Annotated in this window: 13 protein-coding genes; 7 read left to right on the top strand and 6 right to left on the bottom strand. The window is 35.6% G+C overall.

All coding sequences use genetic code 11. From position 1 onward, the window contains the following. The first annotated feature begins 7 nt into the window (after positions 1–7). Genes DPQ89_RS02010 through DPQ89_RS02000 form a run of 3 tightly spaced genes read left to right on the top strand, consistent with a single transcriptional unit; the run spans position 8 to position 5,497 of the window. Complete coding sequence (locus tag DPQ89_RS02010) at positions 8–2,209, top strand: methyl-accepting chemotaxis protein (RefSeq protein WP_127714646.1); 2,202 nt, start codon at positions 8–10, stop codon at positions 2,207–2,209. A 16-nt stretch (positions 2,210–2,225) separates the two neighbouring features. Then, positions 2,226–4,085: a CheR family methyltransferase gene (locus tag DPQ89_RS02005; protein ID WP_127714644.1), complete on the top strand. Its 1,860-nt coding sequence runs from the start codon at positions 2,226–2,228 to the stop codon at positions 4,083–4,085. An 8-nt stretch (positions 4,086–4,093) separates the two neighbouring features. Then, on the top strand, positions 4,094–5,497 hold the full coding sequence (locus DPQ89_RS02000) for a chemotaxis response regulator protein-glutamate methylesterase (protein ID WP_127714642.1): 1,404 nt from the start codon (positions 4,094–4,096) through the stop codon (positions 5,495–5,497). Here DPQ89_RS02000 and DPQ89_RS01995 read toward each other — a convergent pair. Further along, entirely contained in the window at positions 5,494–6,702 is a 1,209-nt protein-coding gene (locus DPQ89_RS01995) for an endonuclease/exonuclease/phosphatase family protein (RefSeq protein ID WP_127714640.1), read from the bottom strand. The genes DPQ89_RS02000 and DPQ89_RS01995 overlap by 4 nt on opposite strands. Positions 6,703–6,742: 40 nt before the next feature. Further along, complete coding sequence (gene folE2, locus DPQ89_RS01990) at positions 6,743–7,669, bottom strand: GTP cyclohydrolase FolE2 (protein WP_127714638.1); 927 nt, start codon at positions 7,667–7,669, stop codon at positions 6,743–6,745. 258 nt (positions 7,670–7,927) lie between these two features. On the opposite strand from folE2, the gene DPQ89_RS01985 reads away from it, so the two are divergent. Further along, the gene (locus tag DPQ89_RS01985) at positions 7,928–8,140 is read left to right on the top strand and encodes a hypothetical protein (RefSeq protein ID WP_127714636.1); all 213 of its coding nucleotides are present in this window, start codon (positions 7,928–7,930) and stop codon (positions 8,138–8,140) included. Here the strand turns inward: DPQ89_RS01985 and cdd are convergent. Continuing rightward, positions 8,137–8,541, bottom strand: a complete 405-nt coding sequence (gene cdd / locus DPQ89_RS01980) for a cytidine deaminase (RefSeq protein WP_127714634.1) — start codon at positions 8,539–8,541, stop codon at positions 8,137–8,139. The genes DPQ89_RS01985 and cdd overlap by 4 nt on opposite strands. Next, positions 8,542–9,867 (bottom strand): dihydroorotase, encoded by a 1,326-nt coding sequence (locus DPQ89_RS01975; RefSeq protein WP_127714632.1) that lies wholly within the window; start codon positions 9,865–9,867, stop codon positions 8,542–8,544. A gap of 103 nt (positions 9,868–9,970) precedes the next feature. On the opposite strand from DPQ89_RS01975, the gene cysS reads away from it, so the two are divergent. Together cysS and priA are read left to right on the top strand one after the other, a co-directional pair. Beyond that, entirely contained in the window at positions 9,971–11,434 is a 1,464-nt protein-coding gene (cysS, locus tag DPQ89_RS01970; RefSeq protein WP_127714630.1) for a cysteine--tRNA ligase, read from the top strand. A gap of 6 nt (positions 11,435–11,440) precedes the next feature. Beyond that, positions 11,441–13,471, top strand: a complete 2,031-nt coding sequence (gene priA, locus DPQ89_RS01965; protein WP_127714628.1) for a primosomal protein N' — start codon at positions 11,441–11,443, stop codon at positions 13,469–13,471. 66 nt (positions 13,472–13,537) lie between these two features. Here the strand turns inward: priA and DPQ89_RS01960 are convergent, their stop codons facing one another. Continuing rightward, positions 13,538–14,233, bottom strand: coding sequence for a hypothetical protein (locus DPQ89_RS01960; protein ID WP_127714626.1), 696 nt, complete (start codon positions 14,231–14,233; stop codon positions 13,538–13,540). 157 nt (positions 14,234–14,390) lie between these two features. Between DPQ89_RS01960 and DPQ89_RS01955 the strand changes: the two genes are divergently transcribed. Beyond that, positions 14,391–14,990: an AAA family ATPase gene (locus DPQ89_RS01955; protein WP_127714624.1), complete on the top strand. Its 600-nt coding sequence runs from the start codon at positions 14,391–14,393 to the stop codon at positions 14,988–14,990. A gap of 13 nt (positions 14,991–15,003) precedes the next feature. On the opposite strand, the gene DPQ89_RS01950 is transcribed toward DPQ89_RS01955, so the two are convergent. After that, entirely contained in the window at positions 15,004–15,708 is a 705-nt protein-coding gene (locus DPQ89_RS01950) for a hypothetical protein (RefSeq protein ID WP_127714622.1), read from the bottom strand. Positions 15,709–15,720 lie beyond the last annotated feature (12 nt).

The raw sequence follows: 15,720 nt of genomic DNA, 5'->3' as shown, positions 1-15,720 counted from the left end.
AATAAAAATGAATAAAAGCCCCAATCAAGCTAGTTTTAGATTTAAAGTATTATTTGTGATAATTACTGTTGCCTTTGTATGCATCACAATTGTTGCTTCTGTTTCATACTTTAAGTCAAGAGAAGCTCTTCAAGCACAATCTATTAATCAGTTTTCGAGTATGGGAGAAATGATAAAAAGTCGTTTAACTCAAATCGAGAGGCAGACTAAAGTTTTCTCAGAAAGAATGGGGAAGAATAGGCTCGTTGAAGGACTTTTTCTAGCTTATGAAGGGGCTTTTTATGGTGCAAGTTTATTTCCTGGTGAAGATCAGGACATTAATACTTCACAGTATGACAGTTTAGAACAAACATACGGACAGAGAACTACAGAGCTAACGAAAGACTTTTCCTTGAAAAATTTTATGTTAGTTTCTCTTGACTCTACCGTCATCCTGACAGCGATTCCGGATAAGAAAAATATTTTCTTAGGACGAAATCTCTTAAATGGAGGCTACAAAGGTACTTTACTAGAAAAGTGCTTTTCTAAGGCAGTTGCAGACACCACTGGAAAATTATTTTTTAGTGGATATGAATATAATAAAATTAGTAATTCAGTAGATGCCTTCTATTGTATTAAGCAATTTGCTGAATTTGATCACCTCTCTGAGGGGATTAAAAAGGGTGATGATATGGGAATCGTTATCACTCAAATTGATGTTGACTTGATGAGCGCGACTGTCTCTCAAAGAGTCGGTATGGGGGAAACTGGTCAGGCCTATTTAGTAGGTGCAGATAAACTCCTTCGAACTGATTTCTATGTAAATAAAGAAAAATTTAATACTCTTAATTCATTTAAGAACAATGAACCTATGAAAAGTCCCTCAGTTGATTTAGCAATTGAAGGGAAGAGCGCAACACATTTTATTAAGGACCCTAATGGCAAAGATGTTCTAAGCTATTATTCTCCTATTAAAATGTATAATCAAAATTGGGCACTCGTAACAGAGATCCAAGAAGACGAAATGTTTGCACCTGTTAAAGCAATGATGATTTTTGTAACAATCTTGGCGACAGTAGCTTTAGTTTTAATAGCCTTGATTGGGATGTTTGTTAGTAAGAAACTTGTTGCTCCTATCGTATCAGCTAACGAGGTTCTTGGGGAAGTTGCTAAAGAAGTTGATAGCAATGCAAATAAAATGAAATCAAACTCTGAAGGTCGAAGTGACAGTGCTAACCAAATTGCATCTGCAATTCAAGAGACGGTATCAACCCTTGATGAATTATCTTCAATGGTAAATAAGAACTTAGAAAATGTTGAACTCTCAAGTAAAAAGTCACAAGAATCTAAAGAGGTTGCTCAAAGAGGAAAAGTTTCAGTAACCAATATGATTGGGGCAATGGGTGAGATTAATCATTCAAATGAAGAGATTGTAAATGAAATGAATAATATTAGTACTAAGATGAATGAGATCATTAGTGTCATCAATGAGATTGGCGATAAGACTAATGTTATTAATGATATCGTATTTCAAACTAAACTACTTTCTTTCAATGCTTCTGTCGAGGCCGCTAGAGCTGGAGAACATGGAAAAGGTTTTGCTGTGGTTGCCGAAGAGGTTGGTTCCTTAGCAACTGCCAGTGGTAAAGCTGCAACTGAGATTAGTGATATGCTAGGAGAGAGTGTCAAGAGAGTTGAATCAATCGTATCTGATACAAAATCTAAGATTGGTTCACTTTCTTCTGTCGGGCAAGAGAAAGTTGAGCTTGGAACTAAGACGGCTAAAGAGTGTGAAGAGGTTCTAGATCAAATATTAGTAAATGTATTGGAAGTAAATGACAAGGTTTCTGAAATTACTAATGCATCAAATGAGCAGGCGTCAGGAATTAAAGAGGTTGCTAAAGCAATGAGCCAGCTAGATGAAATGACACATAGTACTTCAACTATCTCAATTGAGGCCTTGCAGTCTTCGGAAGTATTAAATACGGAGTCAAAGCGCCTTGCTGAAGTTGTAGATGATCTTAGCTCACTAGTAAGTGGTGGAAAAGCAAAAGTTGAAAAGAGTAATGTAATAAATATTTCTGATATAAAAGAAAATATTACAAATGAAGAAAATATTAAGTCAAGCGAAGACGACTTTACAGCCGATAGCCCAGCTGTAACAAAGAAAGCAGTCGGATCTTCACTTGATGTTCCAAGTGCAGATGATGAACGATTTGAAGATGTTTAACTAACAAGGTGTAAAAATGGGCGTTGCAAAAAGTATGAATGAAGATCCTTATGAGGAATTAGTAGAGAAAGTTAGTGGTATAGTAGCAAGAATTTCTGGGAATGTTTTAGGCGAAAAACAATCTCTAATGGTTCAGACAAGAATCAAAAAGAGAATGAGTGAGCTTGGATTATCAACTCCAGAAAAGTATATTGCTTATATTGATAGTCATAAAGATAAAGAATCTGGAGTTTTAGTTTCATTACTAACAACTCATCACACATTCTTCTTTAGAGAATTTACTCACTTTGAACATCTTAAAGAAAATCTTCCACGATTAATCTCTAATGTAAAAGCTAGAGGTGAAAATACTTTAAAGATTTGGTCAGCTGCTTGTTCTAGAGGACAAGAGGTTTACTCTCTTTCAATGTTTTTAAATTTCTACCTTCCTAAACTTGACCCTACGATGAAATTTACTATCTTAGGTAGTGATATTGATCCTGAGTCTGTGAAAATCGGTGCAAATGGCGTTTATCATAGACGAGAGATAAAGTCTGTTCCTATGAATTATCTAGGTGATAACTGGGCGAGAGGAACTGGAGAGATTTCAGAGTTCGTTAAAGCAAAGAAATCTATTTCTAATAATTGTACTTTCAAGGTTTACAATCTCTTAAATTTTCATAAAGAAATGGGAAGTGAGATCTTTGATGTTATCTTCTGTCGAAATGTTTTCATTTACTTTAAGTCGCATCAGATTGAAGAAATAACAAATAACTTTTTTAAACACCTCCATGAGACAGGATTATTCTACTCTGGAATTTCTGAATCATTAGGTGGGCTTAATTTAGATATCGCTAATGTTGGGCCTTCTGTTTACGCTCATAAAGTTGAAGTTGTTGAACCTTCTGCAGAAGCATCTACTCCAGCAGCGGCGCCACTTACTCCTGCTGTTAGTCAGCCAAAGCTTTCTATGCCTTCAAAGCTGAGAGTTTTTAGTATTGATGACTCATCAAGTATCTTAACTCTTCTTAAGAAGGTATTTAGTACGGATGACTTTGAAGTTGTTGGGACTGCTTGTAATGGTATCGATGCAAGAAATCAACTTAAAGACCTTAAAGGAAAGGTTGATGTTGTAACTTTAGATATTCACATGCCTGAAATGGATGGTGTCACATATCTTGAAACTTATCATGATGATGATCACCCTCCAGTTGTTGTTATTTCGTCTGCATCTCGTGAAGATTCGGATGCCGCAATGAGGTGTTTGAGAGCAGGAGCGGCAGATTTTATTGAAAAGCCGGCGCTTAATAACTTAATGGAGCGTGGAGAAGAAATTAAAACTAAGCTTCGTGTTGCCTATATTGATAAGAACTTAACCAAGGCCCATGTTAGTACAATTGATAAGGCCTTTGAAAAAGAAGTTGCTATAGAAAAAGTTGAAGAAAAGTTTAGAGTAATTGTTTCATCGCTCAGTGATCAGAAAAAAGTTGTAAAATACTTTCATGAACTACATGGTAAGCAGCCTGCAACTCTAATGCTCTTTGAGGGGCAGGATAACTTGCTAGCAGCGATACAAGAGGAACTATCTGATAAGTTAAGATTTCCTGTAGAGATATTAGACTCGGTAGATGCTAAGCTAGAGCCTGGGAAGGTTTACCTTGCAGACTTTAAAAAGGCATTCAAACCCGCTTATGAACAGCATAAGGATCAGAAGTCTTCTATTTTAGTCTTTGGGCAATGTTCGTCACATAGTGCAGAACAACTACTAGAGTGGAGCGATGCTCAGTTACTTATTGAGGATGTAGGAGTTAGTTCATCCTTAAATGAAGTTGCAACAGATATTGTTCCAACGACGAGTTTTGCTTACATGTCTAGCGAGTACTTAAGTAGGGATTAGATGAAGTGATGAGGTATTACAGCGAATATATTCAAAAAGAGTATTATTTCAAAGTTGGAAATGAGTGTTTCATCACTCTAAACTCTTCAAGTGGTAAGTCTTGCGGTTTATTAGTTAACACTATTGAGCTGCAAAGCGGACACTTCGAAGAGTTCATTTCTAAAGCCTCAAGTGAGCTAGGTCAACCAGTAGATAAATTAACTTTGAAAGTTGTTGGCGCGGTTAGCTTTATTCAACTTTTAAAAGTTCGTGCAAGTAACTATGCTTTCGAGTCAGTTAAGCTTGTTGAAAGATTTGGTAATTTTGAAATTATCTATTTTCCAAGTGAAGGTAAATTAAGAGTTACCAAACCTGAAAAAGAAGATAATGAACCTAAAATTGTAAAGGTTTTAATTGTTGATGATTCAAAAACAATTAGGAATTTATTGTCGAGAATTTTGTCTAAGTCTTCTCGGATAGAGGTCGTCGCTACAGCGGAAAAGCCAAGTGAAGTTGAAGAGCTGATAAAGAAGTTTCAACCAGATGTAATTACTTTAGATATACATATGCCTGAAATGAATGGTGTAGAATTATTAAAGTTAATCCAACCTAAGTATAATATACCTACGATTATGATTACCTCTGTAAGTATTCAAGAAGGACCTCTCGTTCTTGAGGCCTTAGATTCAGGAGCATTTGATTATATTCAAAAACCGAAAATGGAAGAAATCCAAGAAGTTGCTCCAATAATGATTGAAAAAGTCGTTGAAGCATCGAAGTTTAAGAGTGTTACTAAGTCTGTGCACCAGTCTAGCACGAGATCAATGAGAAGCTTCAATAAAGATTGTACTATTGTAATAGGTTCTTCTACTGGAGGAACTACTGCACTCAAAGATATTTTGAGTCGTTTGCCAAATAGCATTCCGCCAATTGTAATAGTTCAGCATATTCCGGCCGTATTTTCGAAGGCATTCGCTGATCGAATTAATGGTATTTGTCCTTTTAGAGTTAAGGAAGCTGAAGATGGTGAGCCTATAGTTGCCGACACTGTTTACATCGCTCCAGGTGGGATGCAAATGAAAATAAAGCAAAAGCATGGTAAACCTTTTGTTGAAATTACAGACGATGCTCCAGTGAACAGATTTAAACCTTCTGTGGACTATCTATTTGACTCGTGTGAAAAAATGGCCTCAAAGGAAAACCTCATCGCAGTGATGCTTACTGGAATGGGGCGTGATGGTGCTAAAGGCATGAAAAAGTTAAGAGATCTTGGAGCACTAACTATAGCTCAAAATGAAGAAAGTTGTGTTGTTTTCGGAATGCCAAAGGCAGTCATAGAACTTGATGGAGCTAGTTATATTGTACACAAAGATGAAATTGCGGATAAAATGGTTGAATTATCTGTAAAGTTTGAAAACAAAAAAGCTTCTTAATCCTTTACATTTAAATTAACCCAAATCGGGAGGTGGTCTGAAGCCTCTTTCAATTCTAGATAATCAGAAGAGAATTTTGCGTAGCAAGTTTTTCCAGTTTTCTTGTCAAAGTAGCTCTTAATATTTTTTTGATAGGTTGATGTAGAACAGCCTAGTTCGACTCTTTTTTCATCTGGTGTATAAATTCCAGAATGGATAGAAGTGAAGTCATTAGAATAGCTGATATAGTCTAATTGTAGTTTTAATCTATTTGGAGCAAAAGAAGGGGATTCATTTGTATGAGAGATAGGTTCTTTAAGCCAAATATTTGTCTTTTTGGAGTAATTTCTTAAAACTTTACTACCAGGATTCTTTGGGTGATTAAACTCAGTATTCCAGTCTCCCATGGCAATATATGAAGCTCCTTTTGGTAGTGGATTGATTCTTTCTAACTTTACGTCTATATCTGTCGAGCCAGTTGTATACCACTCGAGAAATCTTAGTTGGTCAGCATTTCTTTGATAGTTAATCGTCGACTTATTTCCGAAGTGAAAAGCGGGAACTGTATGCAGTAAAATGATATGGAAGGTTTTTAAACCTTTTTTAACTTTAATGTCAGTAAAGTTTTTGTCAAAAAGACTAATCTTCTCATTAACTTTATCACCATTGGCCCGTGCAAAACTACTTAGATCAATAGTTGGATTAAATTCTTTCCATTTTATTGATTGAATAGACTTAATATCTAAAACTTCAATATCTTCTTTAATAAGAATTCCCGTAGAATATTGACCCGGATAGATTCCGAAGTTGTCTTGGTCGGCAAAGCTACGTGCTCGTTTATCACTTAGGTCATCGAGATATTCTGTAGCGTTTATCTTTAATGCATTTTTCCCAGTGTTTGCAGGAAAGAATATTGAATTATAGCCCTTGAGTCCAACTGTTCGAGCAAAGAGAGCTAAGTTCTCTCCTTCCGATTTGAATTTAGCATTAGGTATATTTGGAAAATCATATTGTATTTCATTGATTGAGAGAAGATCGAATTCAAATTTTGAAAGAATATTTTTTACGGCCTTGATTTGAGGAGAGTCTGAGTTTAACTTTTTTGAATCAAGCTCTTTAATATTGTAATGAACGACTTTTAAATAAGAGTTCTCAGGATTGATTGTTTTATTTGTTGAGCATGAAAGGAGTAGGGTCGATAGAAGTAAAAAAGTGAATGTCTTCATAAAGTTCCAAAAAAAGGCCTCTAAATTTAGAGGCCTGTGATTATTTTTCTTTTGATATATATGCTACAGCGTTATGACTGTGGAGAGATTCAAAGTGTTCTACTTTGGCGTGCCAATCAATAATGTTTTTTTGAGCATTTAAAACTGCACTAATTCTTCTTGATGAGTGCTCAACAAACATAGGGTTTTCACCATTGAGTATGGCAAATGCTTGTTCGTCAATCCTCTTTACTAAACTCTGTGTTTCAGTAGGAAGTGCAACACGTAACATTTCTATTAACTCATCTATGGAAACAGGAGTGTCAATATCATACTTGATAGTCACTACTGCATTAGAGCGTTGACTATGTGCAGTTGCTATACCATTTCCGACAGTTGTTTCACCATCAGCATATTCTTGTTCATATTGTTTTGCCATTGAAAGTGAGCATGGACAAGTTGAAGAGTATTCAAAATTCACAGTGAGCTTCATGTCAATTGCTCCATGCTTATTTTCATGCCCTTGTAGTGAACAGTCGTAGTATTGCCATCCCCAGTTATCAGACTTAAGTGATTTTTGCTTTACTGGATATTTAAACTTTAAGGATAGAAAAGACTCCGCAATAAGTTCTTCATTTGGATTATCTCTTAACTCAGTTCTATATCTTCTTAGAATAGTTTTGAAAAAGTCTGCATCTATAACGGAGTCTTGGGTTTGATCCTGTAGAATAGTACAGAAGCGACTCATATTTACACCATTTTTATGGGCTTCACAAAAGACAAACATTGAAGCTTCGCAGTCGTGACCCATGATAGTTCCATCAGAATGCTTAAACTTTAAAGGGACTCTAAAACGTTCGATACCTACTTTAGGAATCGCTATACCAAACTCATTGGTTAGTTTTTGAAAGTCATTAAGGCCCGTTGAGTCTTTTACTTCACAGTCCATAATATCTGAGTGTTTACTTCTTAATGTATCTAAATTCATAAAAATTCCATAGCTTGCAATTAGGTCAAAAAAATACCTATTTTTTACTATTTTAGCAAACTTTATCAAAACAAGATTACTCAATGATTAGACAAATATAAATACTAATGAAATCAGCTATTTAAAAGTCTAGTAATTGTAATTATTTCTCAATAACCGATATAAAAACTAAAAGCGATTCATTCAAATTTAAATAACTTAACTCCCCATAAGGCCAGCCGATAGGTCTTAGGTAAGAAACAAAATAGGAGTCACCCAATGTCTGCAAGGGAAATTTTAGAGTTAGAGTGTTTTGAAAAGTACCACGGGGACAGTGAACAAGTTACAAAAACCATCGAAGACTGTCCTAAGTGTGGAAAGAAAATGATCATTACACATTGGGCCGATACTTCTACACTTGTGATGGAAGAAAGTGCTAAGTGTATCGAATGTGATTACGGATCTAGAAAAACTCTACACTCACTAAATTAGCAATCTAAAGTATTAAATGGCATAGGAAGTAAGTCTTTAAATAAAACAGTCTTTTTGACAGATTCTAAATCACCTAAGTACACTGGCATCTCTGGCTTCGCAAACTCACTAATTACTTGCAGGCATAATGCACAAGGCACAGTAACTGGATCTGTGTTGCAAGCAACAACTACATACTCAATTTCAATTTTTCCATTTCTAGCTACCGCTCCAATTATTGCATTTCTCTCAGCACAAACAGTTGCTCCATAGCTCGCGTTTTCTACATTGCATCCTGGATAGATTGTGTCGTCTCCAACTACTTTGATCGCAGCACCTACTTGAAACTTTGAGTAAGGTGCATGTGCATTACTTCTAGCTTCTAGGGCAACTTTAAAAGCTTTATCTATATTTTCATTCATTTATAACCTCTTATTTACTTCAACGGGTAAACCAAGAACAGACTTATTAATTTTCCCATTTTGCATCGCTACTTTTCCCATTACAATAGTATGAGATATCTCTCCATGGTACTTCATTCCATTAAATGGTGTCCATCCACATTTAGATAGCATTTCTTGGTCTTGGATCTCAACTTCTTTTTCTAAATCAACTATAGTTAGATCAGCATCATACTCTTCTTTGATATGACCTTTATTTAGGCCATATAGTTTTGCAGGATTTACACACATAAACTTTACGATTTCATCAAGAGTTAATCTTTTATTTGCATAGTGATGCAATAGAACTGGAAAAATTGTTTGAACTCCTGGCATACCACTAGGTGAGTTAGGGTACCCCTTGTCCTTTTCCTCTTTAGTGTGAGGAGCATGGTCTGATCCTATGACATCTACTGTTCCATCTTTTAGACCTACCCATAAAGCTTCGCGGTGGTGCACTTCTCTAATTGGTGGGTTCATCTGCGCGTATGTTCCAAGTTTGTCATAGCATTGAGGTGCGCTTAAAGTTAAGTGCTGAGGCGTAACCTCTACTGTGCAGATATCTTTATTATTTTTAAGAAATTCAATCTCTTCTTGAGTTGTAATATGAAGAACATGAACTTTTCTATTACATTGTTTTGCTATTTGAATAATTCTTAAAGTAGAACTGAGAGCAGTTTCTACATTCCGCCATTTTGGATGATCGTGAGCACTAGCGGCATTATCTCTGATTGAGCTATTGCTAACTAACATCTCTTCATTTTCAGAGTGTAAGGCAATGATTCCTTTTGTATTTTTAAAGATCTCCTCAATAGGTCCCTTTTCAAAAAGTAATAAATTACCTGTTGAGCTTCCAAGGAAAATTTTTATACCGCAGCATCCTTTAATTTCACTTATCTTTTTAAGCTCTTCAAGGTTGTCACTTGTGGCCCCCATAAAAAAACCGAAGTTTGCGTGGGATTTAGATTGTGCAAGAGCTATTTTCTCTTCGATGGCCTTCTTTGTTGTAGTGGCCGGATTTGTGTTGGGCATTTCAAGAAATGTCGTAACTCCGCCTAGCACTGCAGCACTTGATCCGCTCTCTAGGTCTTCTTTATGGGTGAGACCCGGTTCTCTGAAATGAACCTGAGTGTCAATAATACCAGGGAAGACATGCTTTCCACTAGCATCTATCTCTTGATGAGCACCTTCTTTAATTTGATCGGCTATTGAAACAATTTTTCCCTTAGAAATTCCAATATCTTTAACAAAAATACCTGTGTCTAGGATGCAATTGCCATTTCTTACAATTAAATCAAATTTTTCCATAGTTCTAAAGCTCCGAATCGTTTAAAATCAGGCTTTATAGTACAATGTTAGACTTGAAAATAGAAATAGCTGTGCTAAATATTGAATAAAAAACGGAGAAGATATGACAATTAAACTGTATAACACATTGAGTAACTCTAAGGAGACATTTACACCACTCGAAGAAGGGAAAGTGAAAATGTATCTATGTGGACCTACTGTTTATGATTATCTTCACATAGGTAACTTTAGAGGAGCTATATTTTTTAACCTTGTTAGAAATTGGCTTGAGCTAAGCGGCTATGAAGTAACTTTTGTTTATAATTATACAGATGTTGATGACAAGATTATTAATAAGGCCATCGCTGAGGGCGTGGACTCAACAGTTATTTCTGAAAGATTTATTGCTGAGTTTGAAAAAGACTTCAATAGACTTGGGCTTAAGAAACATACTCACAATCCTAAAGTAACAGAGTTTATGGATGAAATTGTTGAGTACGTTGCTACTCTTGTAAAAAATGACAAGGCCTATGTTGTTGATGGCGAAGTATTTTATTCTTTAGATAACTTCTCTGACTACGGAAAACTCTCAAATAAGAATTTGGAAGATTTAAATGCTGGTCAACGCGTAGAGGTGGATAATAGAAAAAAGAATCCATATGATTTCGTGCTATGGAAGCCATCTAAAGAAGGTGAGCCTAGCTGGGATTCTCCATGGGGAAAAGGTAGACCTGGATGGCATATTGAATGTTCTGCAATGATTAAGTCTATTCTTGGAAATACAATTGATATTCACGGGGGAGGAATAGATTTAATTTTTCCTCATCATGAAAATGAAATTGCTCAGGGAGAAGGTTGTAATTGTGAAAAATATTGTAACTATTGGATGCACAATGAGTTCATAAATATGAAGAATGAAAAGATGTCTAAATCTCTAGGTAATGTGATTACGGGACGCGCTTTTATGGATCAATACCATCCCGAAGTTCTAAAGTTCTTAATGCTATCGGCCCACTATAGAAGTGTACTCACTATGAGTGATGATAAAATTCATCAGGCAATCTCTGGATTAAGAAGAGTTTATGAAACTTTAAACACGGTTGAAACTGTTTTATCTGAATTTGAGCAAAGTGATGCTGGAAAAGTAAATAAGACGTTTTCTCAATTACTTATTCAGCAAGATGCTAAAATTAAAAAATCTATGAATGATGATTTTGGTACCGGAGAATTGATTGCAAGTATCTTTGAAGTTATTCGAGCTTTTAATGCGCTCAATATTCTAAAGAAAAAGAAGGATCCAAACTCTTGGACAACAGCTAATGCTCTCAAGGAATGGATTTGTCGCTATGGTGATATGATGGCACTCTTTAAAGAAGTTCCTTCTAAATTTCTATATGATATCGATGAGATGATGCTTAAAGAAAAGAAGATAGACCGAGCTACTGTAGATGCCCTTGCAAGCAAGAGAGATGAAGCAAGAGCTAATAAAGACTGGGAGTCTGCTGATCAGGCCAGAGATGAGCTTCACGCATTAGGAATAGACTTTCAAGATACTCCAGATGGGGTTAAATGGAATGTTAAGGTTTAACTCCTAGTGGATCTCTATTGCAAAGTTGCTGTAAAGTATCCTGGTGCAGAGGGGATACTTACCTATAAGTTACCTGAGAATATATCTATTCGAAGAGGGGACCTCGTTGAGGTTCCTCTTGGCAAAAGAAAGGCCGCTGGATGTGTTGTTGCCTCAGGACTTACTACTAGTGATGTTCAGAGTGAATTAGATAAATACAAATTAAAAGAAATTGGTACTAAAGAAAATGAGCTCTTTTCTCTTTCTGAAAAAGAGCTGTCTTTATATGAGTGGATGTCTCGTTATTACCATTATAACTTAGGTATGACGATCTTAGAGTGTTTACCAACAATATTAAAGAAGCCCCGTAAAGTCTCATTTGTAGAAGGGCAAGGTCTTCCTATAGAACATGAGTTGAATTCGGATCAAGCGTTCGCTTTTGAAAATATCTCAAGTAAATTAAGAAGCGGTTTTGATCGATTCTATATTCATGGAGTAACTGGATCAGGTAAAACTTTGATTTACCTAAGCTTAATGAAAGAAGCGCTCAATAATGGAAACTCTGTTTTATTTTTACTTCCAGAGATTAACTTAACCCCTCAGTTCACTGAAACATTTGCCAAGTTTCTAAACTGTAAAGTTTTTCCGTATCATAGTGGCGTGAACAATTCTGAAAAAAATGCTATTTGGAAAGAGCTTAAAGAAAATAAGCTTCCAGTGGTTGTTATGGGAGTTCGTAGTTCTGTCTTTCTACCAATTGAAGACTTGGGCCTAGTTATTGTTGATGAAGAACATGACCAATCTTTTAAGCAAAGTGATAGATGCCCTTATAATGGAAGAGACGTAGCAATAAAGAAAGCTCAACTTTCAAATTGTCCAATTGTCTTGGGCTCAGCAACTCCAACGGTTGAGAACTATTTTACTTTCAAAGAAGGAAGTAAAAATCAAAACTATTTCGCTTTAGAGAAAAGGGCATCAGGAAGTTTCCCTAAAATTGAATTGGTTGATTGTAGACAGGGACCAAAACGAACGGCCCAGAATAACTTTGAAGATGATGATCTGTGGCCTATACATCCAAAGTCATTTGAAGAAATTGAATCTCGATTAGAAAGGGGAGAGCAAGTTCTTGTTTTCGTTAATAGACTTGGTTTTGCTAATTATGTCCAATGTAGGGGATGCGGACATAAGTTCGAAGATCCAAATACTAATACACCCCTTCGCTATTTCAAGCAAAGAAATGTTCTATCTAGTTCTCATAGTGAATATGAAATCCCTATGCCAGAGATTTGCCCTGAATGTGGAAATATGAGTTTACTTCAAAAGGGTTTTGGAACGGAGAAGATTCAATCTATATTGAGTGATAAGCTTGCTAATTACACTGTTGAGAGATTTGATAGGGATGAGATTAAGAATGTTAAGCAATTAGAAGATAAGTTAAAGAGATTTCATAATAAAGAAATTGATATCTTTGTTGGAACTCAAATGCTTTCGAAAGGTCATAATTTTGAGAGAGTTAATTTAGTTGTAGTCTTAGGTGTAGATTCCATTATGAACTTTCCCGATTTTAGGGCGATTGAAAAAGCTTATCAGTTGATTACTCAGATTAACGGTAGGGCAGGAAGGTACTCGCCAGACGCTAAAGTCGTTGTTCAGACGCTGAGCCCCGAAAATAAGCTTTTTGAGTATATAGAAAAGCATTCTTTTAACGAATTCTATGATGATGAACTTATTGTAAGGGATATTTCTAGATTTCCTCCTTTTAGTAAAATGGCCGTAATTTATTTTAACTCTAGATTTAAAGAGAGGCTTGTAGATAATATTATTTCAGTCAGTGATGCTCTTAAGAAAACGATTAATGATAATAATTTAAATGTACAAATTCTTGGACCAAGTCCTGCCATGATAGAAAAAAGAGCGAATCAGTTTTGTTGGTATATTGCACTTAGATCAAATGATGTAAATCATCTCCACAATTTGCTTAAATTCTTTCAAGGATCTTACGTAAGAATTAGTTCCATATCTTATAAGATTGATGTTGACCCTTATCAAATTTATTAAAGTATTATCTTAAATAAGAGAGGGAGGATAAATCCTCCCTTCTCGTATGCTCAATAGACGTTTTATTTAATTACGAATTAGAGCATTTACTGATTTTCCGTACATTGATCTTACATGAAGTAGAATATATTCGCTTTCGAGTTCTTCAGGAACCTGAACTTCTATTTCGAAAGGAACCATCTTCATTGGGCAGTAGTCGTTTAGTTTATTCATTCTTGGAAGAATTGAATAAGAATTGCTACCATTACTAATGATTTCTACTTCATCTAGCGAATAACAATCACTTGGATTGTAACCTTGAAGTTTTACAATCTTCATTTCACTATCTGCCACAGCATTATGGACATTGGCAAGAACTCGATCGTCGATTGCATCACTATCAAATTCTCCGATTTTTAGATTCGGTTGAAGTTTTCCATTAACAAAGATTTCATAATTACCTTTGTCAAGGACACCTACTGGAACTGGTTTTAGAAAGTTTGACAACATCTCAGCACAAACAACATTTTCTCCTATTTCTCTATAGGCCTGAAGAGATATATCGATTCTCTTACCCTCTATAGCGACTTTAGCTTGTGGTGATTTGTAACAAAGATCTGGCAAGTAACCTCTAATAACGACTTCTGCATCATCGTTAGATTTATAACCTTCTGGTGAGTAAACTTGGTCAACTGGAACATCTTCAATTATCACTGCAGCTTCAGGAGCGGCGACAATTATCAGTGCTAACGCCATTGCAATAATTTTGAATAACTTTTTCATAGGATCCTCCTTATTTCTTTTCAACTAGATAGTAGGTTTATACTTCTTCTTGGGGAATGATTTGAGAGCATGTATAATCTGATTAATCTTGATTAGAAGTATGATCTATGTAATCAGATCTGCGCCACTGAGCGTTAGGGAAATAGGGGATATAATTATGAATAAAGTTAGAAAAATATGTCTTACAGGTGGTCCGGGTGGTGGAAAGACAACTGCAGCGGATCTATTTAGACGAGAGCTAGGTGATAAGGTTGTAGTTGTTCCAGAGTCTGCAACAATACTTTTTTCAGGAGGTTTACCCCGAACTAATAATATTGATGGAGTTAAATCAATTCAAAGAGCAATATACAGTGTTCAGACGGAGAGTGAAATTCTCCACGAAACACTCTACTCTAACAGAGTCTTAATCTGTGATAGAGGGACGTTAGATGGGGCTGGATATTGGCCACTAGATACGCAGAGTTATTTCTTAGATCTTAACACTACTTATGAAGCTGAGCTAAATAGATATGATGCCGTTGTATTCTTTGAGACAGCCGCAGTTGGTGGGCTTTCAATTGAAGGGGGAAACCCTGTTCGAAATGAATCGTTAAAAGAGGCGGTAGCACTAGATAAGAAACTTCGGGATATCTGGAGTAAACATCCTAATTTTATTTTTGTACCAAATAATGACTCTTTTTTAAGTAAGATTAGAGAGGGTCTTGATGCTATTATTGATACTTTTGAAAAAGTTCAGGAGGGTCATTTTGATAAATGACCCTCCTTGTTTTTTAGCGATTAGGAAAGACTGAATTTACTGACTTTCCTTGCATTGATCTAACATGCAAAAGTACACTCTTTGCTTTTAGATTATTCGGCACCTCCATTTCATAGCTAAATGGAACCATTTTCATTGGACAGAAATCAGCGACTTGCTTCATTCTAGGTAGAATAGAATAGACATCTTTTCCGTTGTTCATAACACTTATCTCTTCAAGTTCAAAACAGTCGCTAGGGTTATAGCCTCTCAATTCCACAATTCTTGATCCATTATCTTTTCTTTCGATATATTCAACATTGGCGTAGATATAGTCATCTATTGCATCACTACTTGATTCATCAATTCTAATGGATGCATCTTTTTCATAGCGAGTTTTCTCATTAACAACGATTTCATAAAGACCTTTATCTAAGACTCCAACATTGATAGCTTCAACAAATGGAACCTGAACTTCAGGGCAGAATGGGTTTGACTCATGATATTTTAATGCTTTTACATCGATATGAATTTTATTACCAATTACTTTATATGAAGTACTTGGTGCTTTATGACATAAGTTTGGTAAATATCCTGAGATAATAACTTCTGCATTATCGTTACTGTCAAAACCTTTTGGTGAAAAAACATTATCTACTGGAACATGTATTTCAACAGGAGTTGAAGCCAGCGCTGAAATAGAAGACAGGGCAAGTAGTGTTAATAGAAACTTTTTCATGATTCCCTCCAT

Source organism: Halobacteriovorax sp. HLS, from assembly GCF_004006665.1.
GTDB lineage: Bacteria > Bdellovibrionota > Bacteriovoracia > Bacteriovoracales > Bacteriovoracaceae > Halobacteriovorax.
The sequence above is the reverse complement of the archived record's forward strand: the minus strand, read 5'-3'. Positions and strand labels throughout refer to the sequence as shown.

Bases quoted from the DNA above. Each gene is read 5' to 3' on its own strand.
- DPQ89_RS02000 (WP_127714642.1), top strand. From the start codon at position 4,094: ATGAGGTATTACAGCGAATATATTCAAAAAGAGTATTATTTCAAAGTT.
- DPQ89_RS01985 (WP_127714636.1), top strand. From the start codon at position 7,928: ATGTCTGCAAGGGAAATTTTAGAGTTAGAGTGTTTTGAAAAGTACCAC.
- DPQ89_RS01955 (WP_127714624.1), top strand. From the start codon at position 14,391: ATGAATAAAGTTAGAAAAATATGTCTTACAGGTGGTCCGGGTGGTGGA.
- cysS (WP_127714630.1), top strand. From the start codon at position 9,971: ATGACAATTAAACTGTATAACACATTGAGTAACTCTAAGGAGACATTT.
- DPQ89_RS02010 (WP_127714646.1), top strand. From the start codon at position 8: ATGAATAAAAGCCCCAATCAAGCTAGTTTTAGATTTAAAGTATTATTT.
- DPQ89_RS01950 (WP_127714622.1), bottom strand. From the start codon at position 15,708: ATGAAAAAGTTTCTATTAACACTACTTGCCCTGTCTTCTATTTCAGCG.
- cdd (WP_127714634.1), bottom strand. From the start codon at position 8,541: ATGAATGAAAATATAGATAAAGCTTTTAAAGTTGCCCTAGAAGCTAGA.
- DPQ89_RS01975 (WP_127714632.1), bottom strand. From the start codon at position 9,867: ATGGAAAAATTTGATTTAATTGTAAGAAATGGCAATTGCATCCTAGAC.
- folE2 (WP_127714638.1), bottom strand. From the start codon at position 7,669: ATGAATTTAGATACATTAAGAAGTAAACACTCAGATATTATGGACTGT.
- DPQ89_RS02005 (WP_127714644.1), top strand. From the start codon at position 2,226: ATGGGCGTTGCAAAAAGTATGAATGAAGATCCTTATGAGGAATTAGTA.
- DPQ89_RS01960 (WP_127714626.1), bottom strand. From the start codon at position 14,233: ATGAAAAAGTTATTCAAAATTATTGCAATGGCGTTAGCACTGATAATT.
- DPQ89_RS01995 (WP_127714640.1), bottom strand. From the start codon at position 6,702: ATGAAGACATTCACTTTTTTACTTCTATCGACCCTACTCCTTTCATGC.